An 18823-nucleotide genomic window follows, 5' to 3' on the forward strand; every position below is an offset into this window, starting at 1 on the left:
TAGTTCGTCACTTTCACGCTGTACCAGACAATGGTCGCAATATTTCTTCACAGCGTGTCCTCCGCAGTTGTAAACGCAGCAGCAAATGACGCCAGAACCCCCTCCAGACGAGCTATACGGGCCTCGAGTTTTTCGACGTGTTCGCTATCAGTCCTGGCAGGAATATTTTCTGAAATATTTCGTGGTTCGATTTTTTGTACTGACGGGATAGCATCAGTACAGCGCTTCATCGCATTCGCCAGATTTGCGGCCGCTTCTTCAACCGTGCCATGTTCGCTCGTTGCTGGTGGTAACGAAGTAACAGCTTCGCTCGACTGACCGACATTCGTTTCCATCTGCACATCACCAACCTCCTCGGAATGATTTTCCGGTTTTTCTCCCTCATTTGAGGTGGCTTTCTGAGACAATCCATCAATAGAGAACATGCCGCCGCCAAGGTTTTTCATTTCTGGCTGAGCGTCAGTGCTGCCTAGTTTGGTATTTTCCAACGTTGAATCGGTGCCATTATTGGTTTCGGTGGTGTTGCCCGGTTCAGTGATGGCGGGCAGGTGACGTGCTAGCGTTAATAATTCCAGTGAGGGGTGTGCGTGGTTTGACTCTGTGAGGCTGGAATTGATATACGGCTGCATTGATGCGGGCATCTTGGTGATGTCTGGGATCGCATTGCGAATTAACGCGAAAATCGCGGCACGGGAAAAATCCAGAATACCGGGCATGTTGAGTAACTTTTGGCTCCACGTATTAAATGGCTCTTCTTTGTTAGCAATAATCTCTTTGGCCCGGCGGAGTATGGGGCCGGGTATTTCATAGATATCAAAATCCATCGGCAGGGTGGCCATCGCTATTTCTTTATTCAGCAAATCAAGAGAGTGCGTGATGTCATTGCCGCGATCAGTTTGATTGTTACCACCTGCGTTCGTGCCTGCATTAGTGCGTTTTATGCCCTGTTTTGCGACCCACTTCGCGGTAATATCTTCACGTAACGGACCATTAGATGATTCGGACTGATTGTTGTGTGCGTTAATCCATTCTTTTGCAAACGTCAGCAAGTGGCCGACGTCCGGCGCCTTGTCGTCCACCGGCCAAACACTTTTGATGTCACGAATCAGATCGAAAAGCGTTTTAGGGAAGCAGTGCTTGAGCTGTAGCAAGTCTTTTGCATTGTTCAGCGCCAGCAGCAGGTTTTGTGGGTATGCTGCGTCCATATCGTGCTGCAACGTAGCAATATCGCGCAGGCCTTGCGGCCCGAGAGCCGTGAATTTACTATATAGCCACGCGCCAAGAACTCGCTGAGTAAACGTAGCCTGTTCAAATGTAACGGCGCTGTCTTGCTGCGGCTCCGATTGCGTGCCGGTCTGCTCTGTATCCTGTGCTAGTTGCGCGCCAGAATGTTCCACTTGCGCAGCGGCTACGGTTGCGTGGTCGTCATGAATGTTAACTGATGGCGGCGGCGCGGGGATCCGCTTCCACGTCAGGCTATCTTCACTCAGCTCGTAGCGATCGCACCACGTATCATCAATGACACCCTCGTCCGGCAGGTCATCAACAACGTGCCAGTTGGTACGGACGGGCAAGAGATAATCGGTACCGCGGCCAGTTTCAATTTCGGCATCTTCAAGAATATTGGCAATTTCGCGCTCGGCGCGTGAATCAGATTTTGCAGAGAACCAGCAGAACAGACTTTTTTTGTCCGATTTTGCTTTCGCTTTAATGACAAACGCATAGTTGTTCATTGCGTTTTTGCTCCTTCGGGTTGTAGAATCCCCTGAGCCATTGATTGCGCCCTTAGGGAGTGGTTATTGGTCAAAACTCGATTCCGATTTGCTTTGGTCGGCGAATCGGCGCATTAAACCGCTTCGGCGGTTTTTTGCGTTTTAAAAAGCGGCGGATTGGTAAAGTAATAAACCCGCACCGCCGAAAGACTACACACAGCAATTGGTGCTCCGTAACGTGGAGCGGGCGTTTCCCCAGTGCTGGCAAACAGGCCAACAAATGGCAATTGGTCAAAACTCGATTAACGTGTAGCGGGGCGCTGGCCATCTCCTGTGGGGACAATCCCCTCAACTGGATAACATTCACCGTGAACGCGCTGAACATACATGTCCTGAACGCATTCCTGCTTGGACTCATAAACGCCCAGAACTGCGTCATCACAGTTGCCGTTCAGCATGCAAACGCTGATAACGAGCGCGAATAGTGTTCCCATTAGTGCAAAGTCCTCCCTGTTGCCTGCCGAAAAAGGCGTTTAGCCTCTTCCCATTTTTTTTTGTCGCGGCTTGATACTGCGGCTGCGGCCATGCGTTGTGCTTCTCGTAACTGCTGGTGGTTAATCATCAGCCCCTCATTGCCCTTGACGGCGGGTCGCCGGAACGGTTCTAACCTGCTGCGCGTCTACTTCAATTTCAGCAACTGCCGTCATGTTCGTATGCCTCGGGCTGGCTACTTAACCCTTTCGCACCATCAAGTAACTCGTGGTATTGCCTGATGCTTATTGCTGTGGGGTGTTGCTGCGTTGTGTTGGGATGATAGTCACATATTGTGTCTGATATGTCAACCACGATTTGTGGCTAATAATAGCGTTAGATTGTGTTGATGAATTTTTGATAGTGCTGGGCAAAGATTAGATAATAAAAAAACCCGCCGGAGCGGGTTGGGAATAGATGGGGAGGTTAGAAGATTAGTTACTCATCAGCTAACTTGTAACGACCACGCAGATACTTTTCAACGTAATCATCAAGTTCTCGTAGCCGCAATTGAAACAGATCGATCATTCTGTCCTGCTCGGCTTCCGGCAATTGATCGAATAGTAATAGTACGGCCCTCTGTCTGTCATTGAGCCAGTTAGCCGGGTCACCCTGTTCACCGAAAAGCAGCTCTGACGGAGTCACGCCCAGCGCCCGCGCCAGTACGACTGCATCATCCGCTCCAATGTTTCTGGATCCAGATTCGTAATTTCCTACACGCGAAGCCGTAGCCCACCCGCACAGTTTCGATAACTGCGCCTGGCTCAAGTTCCGTTTTGTGCGGAGCTCTTTCAGTCTCTCGCCGATCACTTCTGACATCGTTTTCATACTCCGAATGTTACCACGATGTGTGACATTCAAAAATTCACGTTTTGTTGTTGACCGATAGTCACATTTTGTGTCTAATGCTCACATCACGTTTTGTGAAGGAGGTAATAGTGAGCAACATTCAAGCCGAACGAAAAAAACTTGGCTTATCGCAGGCACAGCTTGCTGATGCGCTTAGTTGGAATCGTTCTCGACTGTCGAACTACGAAGCCGGTTTACGGGCGCCCGGATTATCTGAGTGCCGTGAAATTGTCGAGGCACTAAATCGCCTTGGTAGTAAATGCACGCTGGATAGCGTGTTTCCCGCAGCCTAAAAGGATCAGGTGAAATCATGAACACAGCAGTAACAGAGTTTAAACAACGCGGCGCGCTGGTGCCGATTTACGCAAATCACCCGGCCATTACACATGAGCATATCCGCAATGCTGTGCGTGCATGGGCCGCCAACTGGCGCAGCCGTGAGGCTGTGGCCACTGACATCCTGACGCACTGGCGTGAGCAGGGTGGCGCCGGGCTGGAAATTCCGGAGGGCAGTTATTTGCAGATGCAGAAGCTATTCCGCTGGTTGGATTCTGATTCGGAACATGCTCAGCAGTGCGTTGCGGCATTAACACCGTCAATCCTGGACGTAATGCCGAGTCAGTTCAGATTGTGGCTCGTACAGCCAAATGACCGGCTGGCGCTTCTGTCTATCGCAATGAAGGCCTGCAGCGACGCGTTTAGCGCCGCTCTGCTCGGCGCTCCATCGCGTGAGTTCGAGCTGAAATTATCGGCTGGCATATCGTCGCTGATGCGACTGCGCGACGACCAGCGCGCAAATATCCAGTCCATAGAGTTTTGACCAATGAATACTATTAAGTAACCAGTCATGAAAGAAACCGGACTGATTTTTAACGGCGATATGGTTCGCGCCATTCTCGACGGGCGCAAGACGCAGACGCGGCGCCCGGTTAAATTCAGGCCACGGGAGAAAGGTTTAAACCTGAATTTCAGTGGGCTTGAACTGGGGCATTACTGCGCCGGGGTTCCCTCTAGCGGCTATGTGCTTCACTCTCGCGGTGATATGGGGTGCTGGAACGACAGAACTTTTCCTGCCCATTGCCCTTTTGGCAATGTCGGCGATCGCATCTGGGTGCGGGAGACGTGGGGCGTAGTCAGTTATGCATTTGATGATGACGGCATGATGGTTCCATGGATTCCAGACCGACCAGCAACCGCCATTCATGAAATGCCGTTCGGCAATGGATACTACTCCGGTCACGTCATTTATGCCGCTGATGGCAGTTTTACATGGTGTGATGATGACGGCTATGAAGATGGTCGCTCGTGTTGGAAGCCGTCAATCCATATGCCACGCGCTGCCAGCCGCATTCTGTTGGAAATCATCGATGTGCGCGTGGAGAAACTTAAGCACGCCCCGCGTGATGGGATTATAGCCGAGGGATATCCGGCTGAGAGAGCCATTGATGGCGGTGAGTACGATCCGTTCCTATGGTATCGCGACGTGTGGCAATCCATCTATGGCGAGGGCAGTTGGGCGTCTAATCCATGGTGCTGGGTTATCGAGTTTAAACGCATTGAGGTGAATTGATGGCGCGTATACGGACAGTCAAGCCAGAGTTCTGGACAGATGAAAAGGTGGTGGAATGCTCAATTGCTGCCCGTCTCTTGTTCATTGGTCTGTTCAATTTTGCGAATGATAGGGGATGTCTGGAGCGATCGCCTAAACGCATCAAAATGCAGGTGTTCCCAGCTGACTTGATTGACTGCGAACCGCTGATAGCGGAGCTAATTACTCACGAATTACTCACTGAGTACTCAGTGAATGGCGTGAATTATTTGCGGATACCTGGATTTCTAAAGCATCAGAAAATAAACCGACCCAGCAAATCCAGTATTCCCATGCCATCAGGGTTCACTGAATCAGGGCCAAACGATAGCAAAGATTCAGTGAATGATGTAGATAACCCGCCGCTAGATTCACTACTCACTCAAGGAGCACTCAGTGAGTCCTCAGTGAGTAGTGAAGGAGTGCTCACTGACGGAAGGGAAAAGGAAGGGAAGGGAAAGGATAAAAACATAGAGAGTATACCGTGCGCATGCGATGAGGATTTTCTGGAAGACCCGCAACCTCAAGGCAATTTCTCACTCATCGGGAAAATTCCCGTTACAGGAAGCTGGCTGCCATCCTCTGATTTTTCCCGCCGTGCAGCTCTGTGGGGGTGTTATTTGGGAAATGAACCAGGTTACACGCCTGAAGAGCTACAGCAATTCAGGGATTACTGGGAACCAGAAGGGAAGGTTCGTCACCACCAGCAGTGGGAACAGGCGTTTGCACAGAGCCTAAGACAACAACGCGCCAAAACGCATACTGACAAGCGACGAAGTAGTTCCAGTGCTACCCAATTTTCTGCGCCGAACGACACAATACCACCAGGGTTTAACTAAAAATTCGGAGGATATGCATGAAATCATCAGTTGAGTTACTGGCACGCCTGCAACGCCTCATGCCACCTGGCATCCAGCCGAAATTCAAAACGCCGGAGGAGTGGATCGCCTGGCAGCGCGAGGAGTCCATGAAGCGTAGCGCAGAAATCACGCAGGAAAACCAGCGAGTACGTGCTGAGAAAATTATGGGACGTTCTGGTATCTGTGACCTGCACAGGAATTGCACGTTTGCTAACTACCAGGTCACTAATGACGGCCAGCGCAATGCGTTGAGTAGAGCGAAAAGTTACGCACAGAATTTTGGCATGGGGTTCGCCAGTTTTGTGTTCAGCGGTGGATGTGGGACCGGGAAAAATCATTTAGCCGCCGCCATTGGTAATCACTTGCTGGCGCAAAAATGCAGCATACTGGTTGTCACTGTTCCTGACCTGATGTTGCGAGTGCGCCATTGTTACGACGGTGGTGAGTCTGAATCCTCATTGCTAGATGATTTATGTCGTGTCGACCTGCTGATTTTGGATGAAGTCGGTGTTCAACGAGAAACACGTGGCGAGTGGGTAATTCTGAATCAGATTATCGATCGTCGACTGGCGGCAATGAAACCTGTGGGAGTACTAACAAATTTGAATTTTGAAGAGTTAAGTCGTGTGTTAGGTGAGCGCGTAATAGACCGCCTCACGATAGATAACGGCGTCTGGGTGAATTTTACATGGGGCAGTTATCGAAAAAACGTAAGCCACCTGAGGGTGGTCAAGTAAACAACAATCGAGATTTGACCAATGACCAAAAAATTAACGACTAAACAGCGTGTTGCTCGCTATATCAAGACCAACGAGGACCCCCGGCAGGAACAATTTAATCAGCTATTGGCGGAGGTACGGGCATGAAACCTGAAATGTCTACAACGGTGATGATTGAATTTGTTCGCTCAATGGCCACGGATGATCAATCACTAGAAGTGCCGTTTTTGGCTGCTATTGCTAATCGACTTGAACGGCTTTTATCTATCAAATCCAGCATGTCACGTGAGATGGAATGTATTCGTCATGCGTTGGATATTCCACCAGACAAATCTGTACTGGCTGGTGTTGTAACGGAATGTACCCGGTTGAATGCGGAAATTCTTTCGCTACGCTCTGAACAATCGGAATTGAGAAAATTATTGGATGGTGCCACGCCAGAGGTCATTCCATTAATCGAAAAAGCCTGCAATGACGCCGTAGACCCGCAGTCCGTGAATGATCCCCGCATTAGGCCTGCGCTCCCTGAGCGCGATGAGAGTGGATTTTGGTATCACCCCGCATACAACCCGCCGTTTGAAGAAGGGGCTACGGCAGAAGAGGTGCGTAATTGGCACGCTGAACGTGGTATGGAGCACGACTACACGTTTATGTCTTTCGATTTTTGTGAAGAATGCGTTTACAACAGCGACACGGTTTCGGCATGGAACCCAACACCGCCGAACGGCACAGGCTGGATACTAGTGAGTATATTCGATACAGAAGATGGCGCGGCTGCGTGCTGGGTACGCTACACAGACGCACTGAACGTAAGGACGGTGATGCATGACTGATGTATCACCAATTCTTGATATGTGCTGCGGTGGCCGCGCGTTCTGGTTCGATAAGAGCGATCAGCGTGCCGTTTTCAGCGATATCCGTCAGGAAACGCATACATTGTGTGATGGACGGACGTTGGAGATTTCACCTGATGTGATCGCTGATTTTCGCAGCCTGCCGTTCGCCGATGAAAATTTTAGCCTGGTAGTATTCGATCCGCCGCATCTTGCTCGTGCTGGTGACGACAGCTACATGCGCGCCAAGTATGGAGCGCTGAACAAAGAAACATGGCGAGATGATTTGCGTGCTGGTTTTCGTGAGGCATTTCGGGTGCTGCGGCCTAGAGGTACGCTTATTTTCAAATGGAACGAAACGCATATTCCTGTAAGCCTGATTCTGACTCTGACGGAGCATAAGCCTGTAATAGGGCATAAATCCGGCAAACGCTCGAATACACACTGGATCTGTTTTCTGAAAGACGGCGTGTTGCCAGCGGTGGCGGAGGATACCGATCCACTCCTGCAATACGCCACCAGACGTATTATCGAGTTGGAATCGATGATGCTGGTGGATGTGCCGGAAACGGTATGGCCTGCAGAAGTTGAAATGGTCTACTCGCAGGTTGAACGCGCTGGGGAAATTCCGGCGCATCATCAGCGTCGGTTACATCATCACATTAATCGTATGTGGCTGGAAAAAATGTCGGTACCGGACATCGTCAAAGCGACCAAATCACTGGTCAATGCCATGGAGAATTACTCGTGAGTGAAATCATTGTTGATAATTTTGCGGGCGGCGGCGGAGCCAGTACCGGCATTGAGCTGGCGATTGGCCGTAGCGTTGATATCGCCATCAACCACGACGAAAACGCCGTTGCCATGCACACGACGAATCACCCTGACACCTTGCACTACTGCGAAAGCGTGTTTGATATTAATCCCATGGCGGCAACTTCTGGCCGCCCGGTGGGCCTAGCATGGTTCAGCCCTGATTGCCGTCATTTCTCAAAGGCCAAAGGCGCGAAGCCTGTTGAAAAGGCTATCCGTGGACTTGCCTGGATTGTGCTGCGTTGGGCGCTGGCCGTGCGGCCACGCGTCATGATGCTGGAGAACGTCGAGGAGTTTAAAACGTGGGGGCCACTGCTGGCCACCGAAGATGGCACAGAGCATCCGGATCCGGCGCGCGCTGGTAAAACCTTTGCTGCTTTCATCGGCATGCTGACCACCGGCATTGCAGCGGATCATCCGGCAATTGCTGAGTGTTGCGAAGTGCTGAACATCGATGTTAACAGCGACGACGTTTGCCGCCTGGTCGCCGGTCTGGGCTACGTTGTTGACCACAAAGAGTTACGCGCCTGCGACTTCGGCGCGCCGACCAGGCGGCGCCGGTTCTTCATGGTGATGCGTTGTGACGGCCAGCCAGTTGAATGGCCTGCTGCGAGCCACGGGGATCCGAAATCACTGGACGTGCAAAGTGGGAAGCTGGTGCCGTGGCGCACAGCAGCTGAATGTATCGACTGGTCGATTCCTTGCCCGTCGATTTTCGAGCGCAAAAAGCCGCTGGCTGAAAACACGTTGCGCCGTATAGCGCGTGGGGTGGAACGTTTTGTTATCAATAACCCGACGCCGTTTATCGTCAAGTGCAACCACACCAGCAACCGGACGAAATACGATTGTTTCCGTGGGCAGTCGCTGAACGAGCCGTTGCAGACGATCACTAAAACGCCCGGCTATGCGCTGGTACAGCCGTTTCTTGCTGGTGCAGGTGGCCCGAAATATTCAGCAAAGCCGCGCTGTATTGACCTACCAATGAACACAATCCTGAAAGAATGCCACACCGCGCTGATCGCTCCGGTCATTGCTCGTCAGTTCGGAAATAGCGTGGGGCATGGTGCTGATGAACCCAACGGCACGATCACTGCCGGCGGTGGTGGAAAGTCGCAGCTGGTTTCCGCGTTTCTCGCAAAGCACTACGGTGGAAACTACACTGGTCCCGGCGCTGCGATGGATGAACCCGCCCATACAGTGACGACGACAGATCATCATGCATTGGTTTCGTCGCACCTGGTCAAGTTGCGCGGCACATGCAAAGACGGTCAGCCAGTCACTGAACCGATGCCGACAGTTACGGCCGGGGGCCTGCACATTGGAGAAGTGCGCGCATTCTTGCTGAAATACTACGGCAACGAGAAAGAGGGCGTCGATATCAATGACCCTATGCATACAGTCGTCAGCCATGACCGGTTCGGACTGGTGACTGTAGAGGGAATCGACTATCAGATCGTTGATATCGGCATGCGCATGCTGCAACCGCACGAGCTTTACGCAGCTCAGGGTTTCCCGAGCTGGTACATCATCGATCAAGATTATCGCGGAACCAAATACGCCAAAGACAAGCAGGTAGCGCGGTGCGGCAATGCTGTACCGCCGCCGTTCGCAGAGGCGCTTGTTCGCGCCAATCTGCCGGAAATGTGCGTGGCACGGCAGGAGGTAGCTGCGTGATCAAGTCCACAACAACTCCTTTTTCGTTGCAATTGTGTTAGCTAAGGTTAATAATTATTACTGTATATTTGTACAGTTATTCAAAAAGGGAGTTGGAGTGGCCGAAGAACAGGAACAATTGCCAGCCACTGGCTATGCGGTGGTTAGGTGCCGTGATCAGGTTGTTGTAGCGAAGTTCATGGATTTCCCGGATTGTGATCGGGCGCTAATGTATAGGAGTGGAGATATGGTTTCGTTTATGCCTCTGCAGCATGATGAAATAGTGGGTACGCCCTCGTTGTTTATGCAAATGCTCGAGAAAGCAGGCTACCGAATTACCAGCACCTCTGGTAACATTCCCTCATAGGCCTGAACAACCTATGACCTGCCGCGCCAATGGAGAACACCATGGCGCTATTGCACATAAAAAATCCCCATTCACTGACGTTTAGCGATGCCAGCGATTTTCTGTTATTTGCGTTTTGCCTCTCAGGGGGTGAAGCGTGGCTGTAAAATTCCTCCTGCGTGATAAGCGTATTCGCCAAAACCTTATCGACTATATCAATCAGCAGCCGCTGAACGCTGATTTTCCACTCGTTGTGTCTGTCTCTGACCCCGATCGTACATTGCCGCAGAACTCATTTTTTCACGCGCTATGCAGCGATGTGTCAAAGCAACTGCAATGGGCAGGGAAACGCCGGAACCTATCTGAATGGAAGGTTCTGTTTGTCTCCGGGCATGCGGTAGCCACCGGTAAACCTGGTGAAGTTGTTCCCGGGATTGAGGGCGAGTTTTGCGCCATTCGTGAAAGCACCTCAAAGATGGGCATTAAGCGCATGAACAGCCTGATTGAGTACACGCAGGCTTTTGCCGTTGGTAATGGCGTTCAACTCCGAGAAGTGCGTTATTCGCTGGACTATTTCGGGAGGATGCATGCGTAAACCATCCCGCCGTAAGTGCAAAATCTGTGGTGAAAGGTTCACTCCGCAATTCGACAACATTCGCTGGTGCTGCCCGGAACATGGAGCACAGTACGCTATCCAGTTGCGCGAAAAAGAGCGCCAGCGCCAGCAGGATAAAAATCAGCGGGCAGAGCGCGCCGCAGGAGGAAAACAATGAAAAATATCACCGATTCTCTGCGCCTGCGCTGGCGTCGCTTGCGCATATACCGCTACTCCGGCTCAGTAGTTATTGATTACCGGATTTTGCGTAATTATCAGAAAATGCTGGGGAGGGCTGGCGCGTGAACAATCAGTACCTGCAGTACGTTCGTGAAGAAATCATGCTGGCCACCGCCGATTTTTCGGGGCGGACAAAAGGTCAACTGGCGGCGCTGGTGGAACAACTACAGTTCACGCACGAACGTTACCCGCGCAAACGTCAGTTTGTCGTTGATGAGGTAACAGGAAAGAAAATCATGCTGCGCAATCCTCCTGTTCCGGGCAAACAATCACACGCAAAAGGCCACGCGATCCCGCTGGTAATCCCTGTTGAGTATTCAACAGCGTCATGGCGTCGCGCCATTAGCGTAATCGAGGAGCATCAGAATGCATGGGTGCGTTGGAATTACGCTGGTGATACCAATTTCCAACTCCAGACCATTATCGTTAAATTTGGCTGGGGAAAATTCAGCGAGAGCATTGAAGGACGGCGAATTGCGAAAAAAACGCGCGAACGGTTACGGGCGATGATCTGGCTGGCGGCGCAGGACGTTAGGTTTCAAGTTGCAGGACGCAATAATGACGTTTATCAGCACGCGGATTTAGCGGCGCTAGCGGGTGTAAATAAGTCCACATGGTCAGAAATGTATCAGCCGCACTGGCTATCCATGACCCGAATTTTTGCCGACCTAGATCGCGCTGCGTTGATATCGGTTTCAAAAACACGATCACAGCAAAAATCGACAAATTACAAATCATGTATTGCAAAACCGAACTAAATAGGCCATATTTAAGTTTACTTTGATATGATGTCAAAACTTTAAGTTTCGACAATGAATAGCAAAGATAACCCGCCACTGAGCGGGTTTTTGTATTTCTGGGGGATATGAATCATGTGATGGCAAAACGGATAGACCGCGGTCAGTAGTGACAATGCAGCAGTCATGATGCTGCCCCGAGTCGCCAGTCGGCGAGCCTGTGTAGCGATGGGTCAGGGTTCATAGATCAAAACAAGCTCCGGTAAAGCAGCGCGACAGCCAAACGCGCACCGGTTATCAGCGGCGAGAAGCGACAGAGACTCAAGGGCGTGAGCGCGACCACTGCGAGAGTGTGGTATCGAATAGAGAAATCCCTGGCATATGCAGGGGCTTGATTGTTTGTGGAATGGGCGGTGTGCATGATGCTGATAACATCATGCACACCATTCACCCGTTAGAAGGTCACGAGCGAACCGAGGCCCATTGCTGATGTGCACACAGCAAATGGAGCCTATCAAAAAGGGTGACTCTGATCCATGGAAAATACTGTAAATTTAAACAGCATTAATATTGTTAATGCTGATTCTTTCGAATTTATCAAAACGCTCCCTGATAACTGTATCGATCTGATAGCTACCGATCCACCGTATTACCGAGTTAAAGCGTGTGCATGGGATCGACAGTGGGAAAGCATTGAAAACTATCTTGCGTGGCTGGATGACATGCTGGCAGAGTTCTGGCGCGTCCTGAAGCCGGCCGGCAGCCTTTATCTGTTTTGCGGATCGCGTCTAGCGGCAGATACCGAATTGCTGGTGCGTCAGCGTTTTGATGTATTGAACCACATTATATGGGCGAAACCGTCGGGTCCCTGGCGCCGGATGCGTAAAGAGGACTTGCGGGCATATTTCCCCGCGACTGAGCGGATCGTTTTTGCTGGTCATTACGGTTCTGAGGGATTTGCAAAAGGACAGGTAGGCTATGCCACCAAGTGCCAGGAGTTGAAAGCTCAGGTATTTCGACCACTGATTGATTATTTTCGCAATGCTCGCTCTGGGTTAAAAATTACCGCTACGGAGATCAATACAGTAACTGGTACCCAGATGTGCTCACATTGGTTTTCAGAGAGTCAATGGCAGTTGCCGAACTCGGTGCAGTACGCAGCATTACAAAATTTGTTCGCTGATAAAGCGGCTATTTCTGGCATGGGCAGCCCGCTGGTGGATTCCCACCCTGATTTACTTGAACATTACGATGCCTTGAGTAAAACCTATGCCGGGCTGGTGGTGGAATATGACGAGTTGCGCCAGCAATACCGAGATTTGCGACGGCCGTTCGCTGTAACATCCGCAGTTCCTTATACCGACGTTTGGGCATTCCCGGCTGTTCAGTATTATCCAGGCAAACATCCGTGCGAGAAACCGGCAGATATGATGCGTCATATCATCCAGACCAGCAGTCGGCCCGGCCAAGTGGTTGCAGACTTTTTTATGGGGTCAGGCTCGACAATCAAGGCCGCTATCGCACTGGGGCGTCATGCTCTTGGTGTCGAGATGGAGGAGGAACGATATCGGCAAACACTCCAGGAGATAGAAAAGCCTTCTACTTAATCTGCAAGCGATAGAATTTTAGAAACCCGCCATCAGCGCTGGGTAAACGCCTGGAACTAGTCGCTGCTTAATGCGTTAACCTAAATCACTATGTGTTAAGTTAGCTCCAAGGCTCACTTCGGTGGGCCTTTCCTTTTTCTGCCCCTGCCAAATCTGACGATCAATTCTAAATTACGAAGCGCCTACGGCAACGGGCAGATCCCTATTACTACATCACTACCCTCGGGAACGTCGAGGAGGCCGGAGCATGATTAAAATGCCTGAGAAAATAACGACGGCTGGAGCGTATTCGTCATCCGGCCTGCTAATCGCGTTAGGAAAATTTTTCGATTGGTTTCACCACATCGACTGGAGCCAGGCGGCGGTCATTATCGGGATCGTAGTGGCTATCGCGACGTATTTCACGAATGTTTATTTTCAACGCAGACAAACCCGAGCAATAGAGGCCGCGGCCTCGTTAGGGAAGACGATTATTCGCGGAGATTAATCATGGCCAACTTTAAGAAAGCGGGTGGTGCCGTTGGTGTGGTGTGTTCCGTAATGACAATAATTGCCATCGTGGTTTCTAACGGACAGGTTCGTACAAATGAACGTGGGTTAGAGTTGATCGGCAATGCTGAATCTTGTCGTCGTGATCCGTATGTGTGTCCAGCAGGCATTTTGACAGATGGCATTGGCAACACTCACGGTGTGATAGATGGAACCCGTAAAACAGACGCGCAAATCGCGGCAGACTGGCAGAAAAACATTCTCGACGCTGAACGCTGCGTTGACAGATACGCAAACGGAAAAAAGTTGCCGGATGGTGCGTTCAGCGCTGCCTCAAGTATCGCTTTTAATGCCGGTTGCCCGACGATGCAAAAATCAACGATGTTCCAGTTATTCCGGGCCGGAAATATTCATGCAGCGTGTGAACAGTTTCCGCGTTGGGTATACGGCGGTGGTAAAAAATTGCCGGGGCTGGTGGTTCGTCGCGATAAAGAGAAGGCGCTCTGTCTGGAGGGCTAACCATGATCAACTGGTTCCGCATCAGCGTAACCGCGTTCGCAGCCGGTTTTATCGCTCTGATGATATTTTTGGCTTTTCATTTTTACGGAAAATCTGTCGAGGCAAAAGGGCAGGTGAGCCAGCTTCAGTCTGACAACGCGCTCCAGTCAGAAACCATTTCAACCCAGGCGTTTAACTTCCAGCGAGCAAATCAAATTGCTGGCGCTGCGCAGTTGTACACGGTGCGAATCGTCGGAAAAAGCCAGGAGAGAAAAATTGAATACCGAACGATTATCAAAAGCGATCCTGCCAGCGGCAAGTGTATTGATTCTGCTGTTGCTGGCCGGCTGCTCGGATACGCGAACAGTTTACGTGCCAGCGCAATGCACACCGATACCGGCCAGCCTGCTGCAGAAAGTAGCCCCGCCACTTCCACCGGCTGCAGATTGACATACGGACAGGCTGTTTACTGGATTGACCCGCTGCTTACGACGGTTGACCAGTTAAACAACCAGCTCGATGGCATCAAGCAAATCGAAGAGGCCAGACAGAAATGATTAAGCGCTTTCTTACATGGCTGAAAAGCATCTATTACACCCCAGTCTATACGACTGAAACCCCAACATCAGGAGTTACAACAATGTCAGATATACCAGTAGAAGTCGCAACAACCCAAACCGCTCCAGCAACCGACAAAACTGTCACAGCAGAACCAACCACCACTGATACCATGCCAGCAGCATTATCCCCACTGGAAGCCATGAAAGCTGATTTCGACAAAGTGGTCGCATTTATCGAACACGGTATCGAAGTTCTGGGTGAAGATGCAGAGGCCGATCTAGTCGCTCTGAAAAACAAATTCCTGATCTAAACAGCATTACAGGTGGCTTTCAATGAGAGCCATCGATAATGCCCGTAATCAGCCGTAAGGATTTTTAAATGGCGCGTTTAAATGTAGAAATCATCGAACCACGCAGCGCTGACGTAAACGCTGTTCTGGCAGAAATTGAACGCAAATACCGCAGCAAGGTTGCAACGTCAGAAACCATCGCTGATATGGAGCGTGAAGCCGCGAGACTTATTCGCCGACTGATAACCACGAAAGTGACGTTCGTTAAATAAACTCCGGAGGGGGTATGGCAAATCCCGAGGAAAGCGGCCTTGAACGTGATTACTGCGCCGGACAACTTTCCCTTCGTGATTTGGCTAAAATTTACGGCGTCAGTGAAGGGGCGATAAGAAAGCGCGCCAAAAAACACGGATGGGTACGCAGCGAAAAAAAAGGTACGCAAAAAAGTACGCAGGTACGCAAAAGTGGTACGCAAAAAAAAAGTGTGCGTACCACGGAAAAGCGCGCCACTTCTGACGATTCGAAAAAGAACGCAACGGGGGAAAGTCAGCCTCCTGAAAATACGAAACCGATTCGAGGCTCGCGTACCGATCCACCAGTTAACGCCTTCAAACCGAATAATCAGCTTTCCCTCAAGCATGGTGGCTACGCCCGGCGCCTGTTATTGAGTGATGAGGTAATCGAAGATGCAAAGGCGCTGACGCTCGACGACGAACTATTTCGCCTGCGCGCCAGCAACCTGGTCGCCTCGGAAAATATTGGGCGTTGGAAAACTGAACTGGAAGACGCTAATCACGACGAGATAAAAGGGCTGCTGGAAAAAATCAGCTCTGCGGACAAAGCCATGATGCGCAATACCGTTCGAATAGAATCGATAGAGGGCACCACCGCAACAATCCGTAAGGTGTTCGCTGACACAAATTATCGTGAGATAGCGGCGGAGAAAGTGGGGCTCGAGGTCGATCGTCTGAAACTCGAACTCGGTGATCCGAATAATGACGCCTCAGGCGGTCTGGATGATTTCTATGCTGACAACCCAACGCCCGTCCTTGAATCCGGCACTCAGGCCGTTCTGGACAACCAAGGCGAGGAATAAGGTACTTTACGGTGGCCGCGCTTCGAGTAAGTCGTGGGATGCTGCCGGCATTGCTATTTTTCTTGCCAATAAGTACACGCTGCGTTTCTGCTGTGCCAGGCAGATACAGAACAAGATAGAAGAATCGGTTTACACACTGCTTAAAATCCAGATTGACCGATTCGGTTTGCGACACCGCTTTCGCATTCTGGACAACAAAATCATTAACCGCGTAACGGGAAGTGAATTTGTTTTTTATGGCTTATGGCGAAATATCGAGGAAATAAAATCCCTCGAATCTATCGACGTTCTGTGGCTTGAAGAGGCGCATGGTCTGACAGAAAAACAGTGGGAAATACTTGAACCCACAATCCGTAAAGAAGCCTCTGAATGCTGGTTTATCTTCAATCCCAATCTGGTGACCGATTTTGTCTGGCGTAATTTTGTGGTGGACCCGCCAGAAAACACGCTGATACGCAAAATCAACTACGACGAAAATACATTCCTGTCCGACACCATGTTGGAAGTTATTGAGGCGGCAAGGAGACGTGATCCGGAAGGGTTTGAACATGTCTATCTTGGCGTTCCTGATTCCGATGATGATGTCGCCATTATCAAACTTTCATGGATTGAGGCGGCCGTTGATGCTCACAAAGCACTTGGTTTTGAACCTAATGGGCGTAAACGGGTTGGGTTTGACGTTGCGGACAGCGGAGCGGATAAATGTGCCAACGTATACCGCCACGGTTCAGTTGTTTACTGGGCTGATGAATGGTCCGCCAAAGAAGATGAGTTACTCAAATCCTGTCAGCGTACTTACCAGGCTGCATTAGAGCGCGGTGCTGATATTGTCTACGACAGCATTGGTGTGGGCGCATCTGCTGGCGCTAAATTCTCAGAAATTAACTTCGATAGAAAACGCGATAATCCGAATGCCAGGGATGTTAACTATCAGCGTTTCAATGCCGGTGCTGGCGTTAATGAACCAGAACAGGAATACAACAGTATTCCCAATCAGGATTTCTTTGCAAATATGAAAGCGCAGGCGTGGTGGCTGGTGGCCGACCGTTTCCGAAATACCTACAACGCGGTAAAGCGTAGTGAAAAGTTTGAAGTCGATGAACTGATTAGCATCGATTCATCCTGCCCGTTGCTGGAAAAGCTCAAGCTGGAACTGACAACACCACATCGTGATTTTGACAAAAATGGTCGAGTGATGGTTGAGAGTAAAAAAGACCTGGCTAAACGTGATGTGCCGTCACCTAACGTGGCTGATGCTTTCATTATGGCGTTCGCACCTACCGACACTGCTATGGATGTTTGGGCGAAGCTTGGAGAATAACCGTATGGCGAAAAAAACAGGAAGGTTCGCCACGGCGGATTCGTACGATAACTTTATTGCCCGCGTTGGCATGCAGCAACCGAACCAGCACGCTGCGTCTACGTACAAGGCGAACTATACCAGCCGTAACCGCCTGCTTATTGAGTGGGCATATCGCTCGTCGTGGATCATTGGGGTGGCCGTTGACGCCATCCCCGACGACATGACCAAAAAAGGCGTGCGCATTACCAGTGAGATTGACCCGAAGCGCCGCGGCATTCTGGAATCGAAGTTTGAAGAGCTTCAACTGTGGGATGCACTCAACGAGGCGCTGAAATGGTCACGGCTTTACGGTGGAGCGGGCGCACTGATTCTTATCGAAGGTCAGGCACCGTTAACCCCCCTTATCCTCGATAAAGTTGGCAAGGGAAGTTTCAAAGGTCTGGCGGTACTGGATCGCTGGATGCTTAACCCGCAGCTAGCGCGCCGCATTAAAACGCTGGGTCCAAACCTGGGTAAGCCTGAGTTTTATGACATCGTGACAACGGCACAGGGGTTACCCGCCTGGACGCTGCACCATTCTCGCCTGATTCGTATGGATGGTGTGAAACTGCCGTACCAGCAGAAAACAACCGAAAACGAGTGGGGTATGTCTGTCGTCGAGCGCATCTTTGACCGCCTGACTGCCTATGACAGTACCAGCGTTGGCGCAGCTCAGCTTGCCTACAAAGCACACCTTCGCACCGCAAAGATTAAAAAGCTGCGTGAAATAATTGCCATGGGAGGCAAGCCGTTTGAAGCACTTGTCAAACAGATGGACCTGGTGCGCCAGTTCCAGACCAACGAGGGTATGTCGCTTTTCGACGCGGAGGACACCTTTGAAACGCACTCATATTCGTTTGCCGGATTGTCTGACCTGCTGAGTGAGTTTAAAGAAGACATTGCCGGGGCCGTTGGAATCCCCCTGGTGCGTATGTTCCGACAATCCCCGAAAGGATTCTCTACGGGTGACGCTGACCTGGCTAACTACTATGGTGACGTGGGTACGCAGCAGGAACGCGACCTTCGCTCGCATATTCGCCTGTTGTTCGATGTCCTGCATCGCTCAGAGTTCGGCGAGCCATTGCCGGACGATTTCACCTTTGAATTTAACCCGCTCTGGCAGATGTCGGACGTTGACCGATCAACGGTCGCAACAAACACGGCTAACGCGCTGGCAACGGCAGTTCGCGAATTGGGGATGTCTCCGGCGGCTGCGCTGACTGACCTGCGCGAAATGGCTGACGTTACCGGGATTGGGGCCAGCATTTCAGACGAGGATATAGAAAATGCCAAGTCTCAGTGGGAGGAGGCTGAATCTGAAACCGAACCTCCGCCGCAAATCGGAGCGACAGTACAGAAAGAGCCTACTGGCGATAGCCAACCAGATCGGCGAAATAGTGGCGGGTTCCTACGATGGTTCACAGGCAAGCGCTGATAAGACGGCTGCCACGTTGGTGGATTATTC

Annotated in this window: 24 protein-coding genes and 1 pseudogene; 22 read left to right on the forward strand and 3 right to left on the reverse strand. The window is 50.9% G+C overall.

Annotation, left to right across the window (positions count from 1 at the left end; genetic code table 11):
* Positions 1 to 47 precede the first annotated feature (47 nt).
* The 3 genes from CWC46_RS07715 to CWC46_RS07730 all read right to left on the reverse strand — a co-directional run bounded on the left by CWC46_RS07715 (position 48) and on the right by CWC46_RS07730 (position 3071).
* A complete protein-coding gene (locus CWC46_RS07715; protein WP_101377479.1) occupies positions 48 to 1733 on the reverse strand; it encodes a RecE family exodeoxyribonuclease in 1686 nt (561 codons plus the stop codon).
* 281 nt (positions 1734 to 2014) lie between these two features.
* Positions 2015 to 2206, reverse strand: a complete 192-nt coding sequence (locus CWC46_RS07720) for a DUF1482 family protein (protein WP_021017445.1) — start codon at positions 2204 to 2206, stop codon at positions 2015 to 2017.
* A gap of 475 nt (positions 2207 to 2681) precedes the next feature.
* Positions 2682 to 3071, reverse strand: coding sequence for a helix-turn-helix domain-containing protein (locus tag CWC46_RS07730; RefSeq protein WP_037382513.1), 390 nt, complete (start codon positions 3069 to 3071; stop codon positions 2682 to 2684).
* Between the two features lie 110 nt (positions 3072 to 3181).
* Here CWC46_RS07730 and CWC46_RS07735 point away from each other — a divergent pair, with 110 nt between their 5' ends.
* The 22 genes and pseudogenes from CWC46_RS07735 to CWC46_RS07835 all read left to right on the forward strand — a co-directional run bounded on the left by CWC46_RS07735 (position 3182) and on the right by CWC46_RS07835 (position 18793).
* Positions 3182 to 3385, forward strand: a complete 204-nt coding sequence (locus tag CWC46_RS07735; RefSeq protein ID WP_021017443.1) for a helix-turn-helix transcriptional regulator — start codon at positions 3182 to 3184, stop codon at positions 3383 to 3385.
* A gap of 17 nt (positions 3386 to 3402) precedes the next feature.
* Positions 3403 to 3912, forward strand: a complete 510-nt coding sequence (locus CWC46_RS07740; RefSeq protein ID WP_021017442.1) for a toxin YdaT family protein — start codon at positions 3403 to 3405, stop codon at positions 3910 to 3912.
* A gap of 27 nt (positions 3913 to 3939) precedes the next feature.
* Positions 3940 to 4662 (forward strand): hypothetical protein, encoded by a 723-nt coding sequence (locus CWC46_RS07745; RefSeq protein ID WP_021017441.1) that lies wholly within the window; start codon positions 3940 to 3942, stop codon positions 4660 to 4662.
* Positions 4662 to 5519: a DnaT-like ssDNA-binding domain-containing protein gene (locus tag CWC46_RS07750; RefSeq protein WP_021017440.1), complete on the forward strand. Its 858-nt coding sequence runs from the start codon at positions 4662 to 4664 to the stop codon at positions 5517 to 5519. Before CWC46_RS07745 ends, CWC46_RS07750 begins: the two co-directional genes overlap by 1 nt.
* A gap of 17 nt (positions 5520 to 5536) precedes the next feature.
* Positions 5537 to 6277: an ATP-binding protein gene (locus CWC46_RS07755; RefSeq protein WP_021017439.1), complete on the forward strand. Its 741-nt coding sequence runs from the start codon at positions 5537 to 5539 to the stop codon at positions 6275 to 6277.
* A gap of 125 nt (positions 6278 to 6402) precedes the next feature.
* Positions 6403 to 7092 (forward strand): hypothetical protein, encoded by a 690-nt coding sequence (locus CWC46_RS07760; protein WP_021017437.1) that lies wholly within the window; start codon positions 6403 to 6405, stop codon positions 7090 to 7092.
* A pseudogene (locus CWC46_RS23225) lies at positions 7085 to 7558 on the forward strand (class I SAM-dependent methyltransferase); the annotation flags it as partial. The gene CWC46_RS07760 and the pseudogene CWC46_RS23225, both read left to right, overlap by 8 nt.
* A 281-nt stretch (positions 7559 to 7839) precedes the next feature.
* Positions 7840 to 9579 carry a DNA cytosine methyltransferase gene (locus CWC46_RS07770; protein ID WP_021017436.1) on the forward strand — a complete coding sequence of 580 codons (1740 nt, stop codon included), beginning with the start codon at positions 7840 to 7842 and terminating at the stop codon, positions 9577 to 9579.
* A gap of 97 nt (positions 9580 to 9676) precedes the next feature.
* Positions 9677 to 9925, forward strand: coding sequence for a hypothetical protein (locus CWC46_RS07775; RefSeq protein ID WP_021015870.1), 249 nt, complete (start codon positions 9677 to 9679; stop codon positions 9923 to 9925).
* Between the two features lie 136 nt (positions 9926 to 10061).
* Positions 10062 to 10499, forward strand: a complete 438-nt coding sequence (locus CWC46_RS07780; protein ID WP_021017435.1) for a recombination protein NinB — start codon at positions 10062 to 10064, stop codon at positions 10497 to 10499.
* The gene (locus CWC46_RS07785) at positions 10492 to 10677 is read left to right on the forward strand and encodes a recombination protein NinG (RefSeq protein WP_021017434.1); all 186 of its coding nucleotides are present in this window, start codon (positions 10492 to 10494) and stop codon (positions 10675 to 10677) included. The genes CWC46_RS07780 and CWC46_RS07785 overlap by 8 nt, the downstream gene beginning before the upstream one ends.
* Entirely contained in the window at positions 10674 to 10805 is a 132-nt protein-coding gene (locus tag CWC46_RS22810; RefSeq protein ID WP_021017433.1) for a YlcG family protein, read from the forward strand. The genes CWC46_RS07785 and CWC46_RS22810 overlap by 4 nt, the downstream gene beginning before the upstream one ends.
* Positions 10802 to 11497: a bacteriophage antitermination protein Q gene (locus CWC46_RS07790; protein ID WP_021017432.1), complete on the forward strand. Its 696-nt coding sequence runs from the start codon at positions 10802 to 10804 to the stop codon at positions 11495 to 11497. The genes CWC46_RS22810 and CWC46_RS07790 overlap by 4 nt, the downstream gene beginning before the upstream one ends.
* 515 nt (positions 11498 to 12012) lie before the next feature.
* Positions 12013 to 13083, forward strand: a complete 1071-nt coding sequence (locus CWC46_RS07795) for a DNA-methyltransferase (protein ID WP_021017431.1) — start codon at positions 12013 to 12015, stop codon at positions 13081 to 13083.
* A 247-nt stretch (positions 13084 to 13330) separates the two neighbouring features.
* Positions 13331 to 13570 carry a phage holin gene (locus CWC46_RS07800; protein ID WP_021015876.1) on the forward strand — a complete coding sequence of 80 codons (240 nt, stop codon included), beginning with the start codon at positions 13331 to 13333 and terminating at the stop codon, positions 13568 to 13570.
* A gap of 2 nt (positions 13571 to 13572) precedes the next feature.
* Positions 13573 to 14091 (forward strand): lysozyme, encoded by a 519-nt coding sequence (locus CWC46_RS07805; protein WP_021017430.1) that lies wholly within the window; start codon positions 13573 to 13575, stop codon positions 14089 to 14091.
* Between the two features lie 2 nt (positions 14092 to 14093).
* Positions 14094 to 14627 carry a hypothetical protein gene (locus CWC46_RS07810; protein WP_021017429.1) on the forward strand — a complete coding sequence of 178 codons (534 nt, stop codon included), beginning with the start codon at positions 14094 to 14096 and terminating at the stop codon, positions 14625 to 14627.
* 83 nt (positions 14628 to 14710) lie between these two features.
* The gene (locus CWC46_RS07815) at positions 14711 to 14941 is read left to right on the forward strand and encodes an Ig domain protein group 1 domain protein (protein WP_101377481.1); all 231 of its coding nucleotides are present in this window, start codon (positions 14711 to 14713) and stop codon (positions 14939 to 14941) included.
* 68 nt (positions 14942 to 15009) lie between these two features.
* On the forward strand, positions 15010 to 15192 hold the full coding sequence (locus CWC46_RS07820) for a hypothetical protein (RefSeq protein ID WP_021017427.1): 183 nt from the start codon (positions 15010 to 15012) through the stop codon (positions 15190 to 15192).
* A gap of 14 nt (positions 15193 to 15206) precedes the next feature.
* Positions 15207 to 16016, forward strand: a complete 810-nt coding sequence (locus CWC46_RS07825; RefSeq protein ID WP_021017426.1) for a hypothetical protein — start codon at positions 15207 to 15209, stop codon at positions 16014 to 16016.
* Entirely contained in the window at positions 15946 to 17337 is a 1392-nt protein-coding gene (locus tag CWC46_RS07830; protein ID WP_416354389.1) for a PBSX family phage terminase large subunit, read from the forward strand. Before CWC46_RS07825 ends, CWC46_RS07830 begins: the two co-directional genes overlap by 71 nt.
* 4 nt (positions 17338 to 17341) lie before the next feature.
* A complete protein-coding gene (locus CWC46_RS07835) occupies positions 17342 to 18793 on the forward strand; it encodes a DUF1073 domain-containing protein (RefSeq protein WP_021017424.1) in 1452 nt (483 codons plus the stop codon).
* The last annotated feature ends 30 nt before the right edge of the window (positions 18794 to 18823 follow it).

This window comes from Prodigiosinella confusarubida, assembly GCF_002847015.1.
In the GTDB taxonomy this organism is placed as follows: Bacteria; Pseudomonadota; Gammaproteobacteria; order Enterobacterales; family Enterobacteriaceae; genus Prodigiosinella; species Prodigiosinella aquatilis.

Bases quoted from the DNA above. Each gene is read 5' to 3' on its own strand.
- CWC46_RS07720 (WP_021017445.1), bottom strand. From the start codon at position 2,206: ATGGGAACACTATTCGCGCTCGTTATCAGCGTTTGCATGCTGAACGGC.
- CWC46_RS07730 (WP_037382513.1), bottom strand. From the start codon at position 3,071: ATGAAAACGATGTCAGAAGTGATCGGCGAGAGACTGAAAGAGCTCCGC.
- CWC46_RS07760 (WP_021017437.1), top strand. From the start codon at position 6,403: ATGAAACCTGAAATGTCTACAACGGTGATGATTGAATTTGTTCGCTCA.
- CWC46_RS07805 (WP_021017430.1), top strand. From the start codon at position 13,573: ATGGCCAACTTTAAGAAAGCGGGTGGTGCCGTTGGTGTGGTGTGTTCC.
- CWC46_RS07815 (WP_101377481.1), top strand. From the start codon at position 14,711: ATGTCAGATATACCAGTAGAAGTCGCAACAACCCAAACCGCTCCAGCA.
- CWC46_RS07745 (WP_021017441.1), top strand. From the start codon at position 3,940: ATGAAAGAAACCGGACTGATTTTTAACGGCGATATGGTTCGCGCCATT.
- CWC46_RS07810 (WP_021017429.1), top strand. From the start codon at position 14,094: ATGATCAACTGGTTCCGCATCAGCGTAACCGCGTTCGCAGCCGGTTTT.
- CWC46_RS07830 (WP_416354389.1), top strand. From the start codon at position 15,946: ATGCTGACAACCCAACGCCCGTCCTTGAATCCGGCACTCAGGCCGTTC.
- CWC46_RS22810 (WP_021017433.1), top strand. From the start codon at position 10,674: ATGAAAAATATCACCGATTCTCTGCGCCTGCGCTGGCGTCGCTTGCGC.
- CWC46_RS07820 (WP_021017427.1), top strand. From the start codon at position 15,010: ATGGCGCGTTTAAATGTAGAAATCATCGAACCACGCAGCGCTGACGTA.
- CWC46_RS07715 (WP_101377479.1), bottom strand. From the start codon at position 1,733: ATGAACAACTATGCGTTTGTCATTAAAGCGAAAGCAAAATCGGACAAA.
- CWC46_RS07800 (WP_021015876.1), top strand. From the start codon at position 13,331: ATGATTAAAATGCCTGAGAAAATAACGACGGCTGGAGCGTATTCGTCA.
- CWC46_RS07755 (WP_021017439.1), top strand. From the start codon at position 5,537: ATGAAATCATCAGTTGAGTTACTGGCACGCCTGCAACGCCTCATGCCA.
- CWC46_RS07750 (WP_021017440.1), top strand. From the start codon at position 4,662: ATGGCGCGTATACGGACAGTCAAGCCAGAGTTCTGGACAGATGAAAAG.
- CWC46_RS07785 (WP_021017434.1), top strand. From the start codon at position 10,492: ATGCGTAAACCATCCCGCCGTAAGTGCAAAATCTGTGGTGAAAGGTTC.
- CWC46_RS07740 (WP_021017442.1), top strand. From the start codon at position 3,403: ATGAACACAGCAGTAACAGAGTTTAAACAACGCGGCGCGCTGGTGCCG.
- CWC46_RS07835 (WP_021017424.1), top strand. From the start codon at position 17,342: ATGGCGAAAAAAACAGGAAGGTTCGCCACGGCGGATTCGTACGATAAC.
- CWC46_RS07825 (WP_021017426.1), top strand. From the start codon at position 15,207: ATGGCAAATCCCGAGGAAAGCGGCCTTGAACGTGATTACTGCGCCGGA.
- CWC46_RS07795 (WP_021017431.1), top strand. From the start codon at position 12,013: ATGGAAAATACTGTAAATTTAAACAGCATTAATATTGTTAATGCTGAT.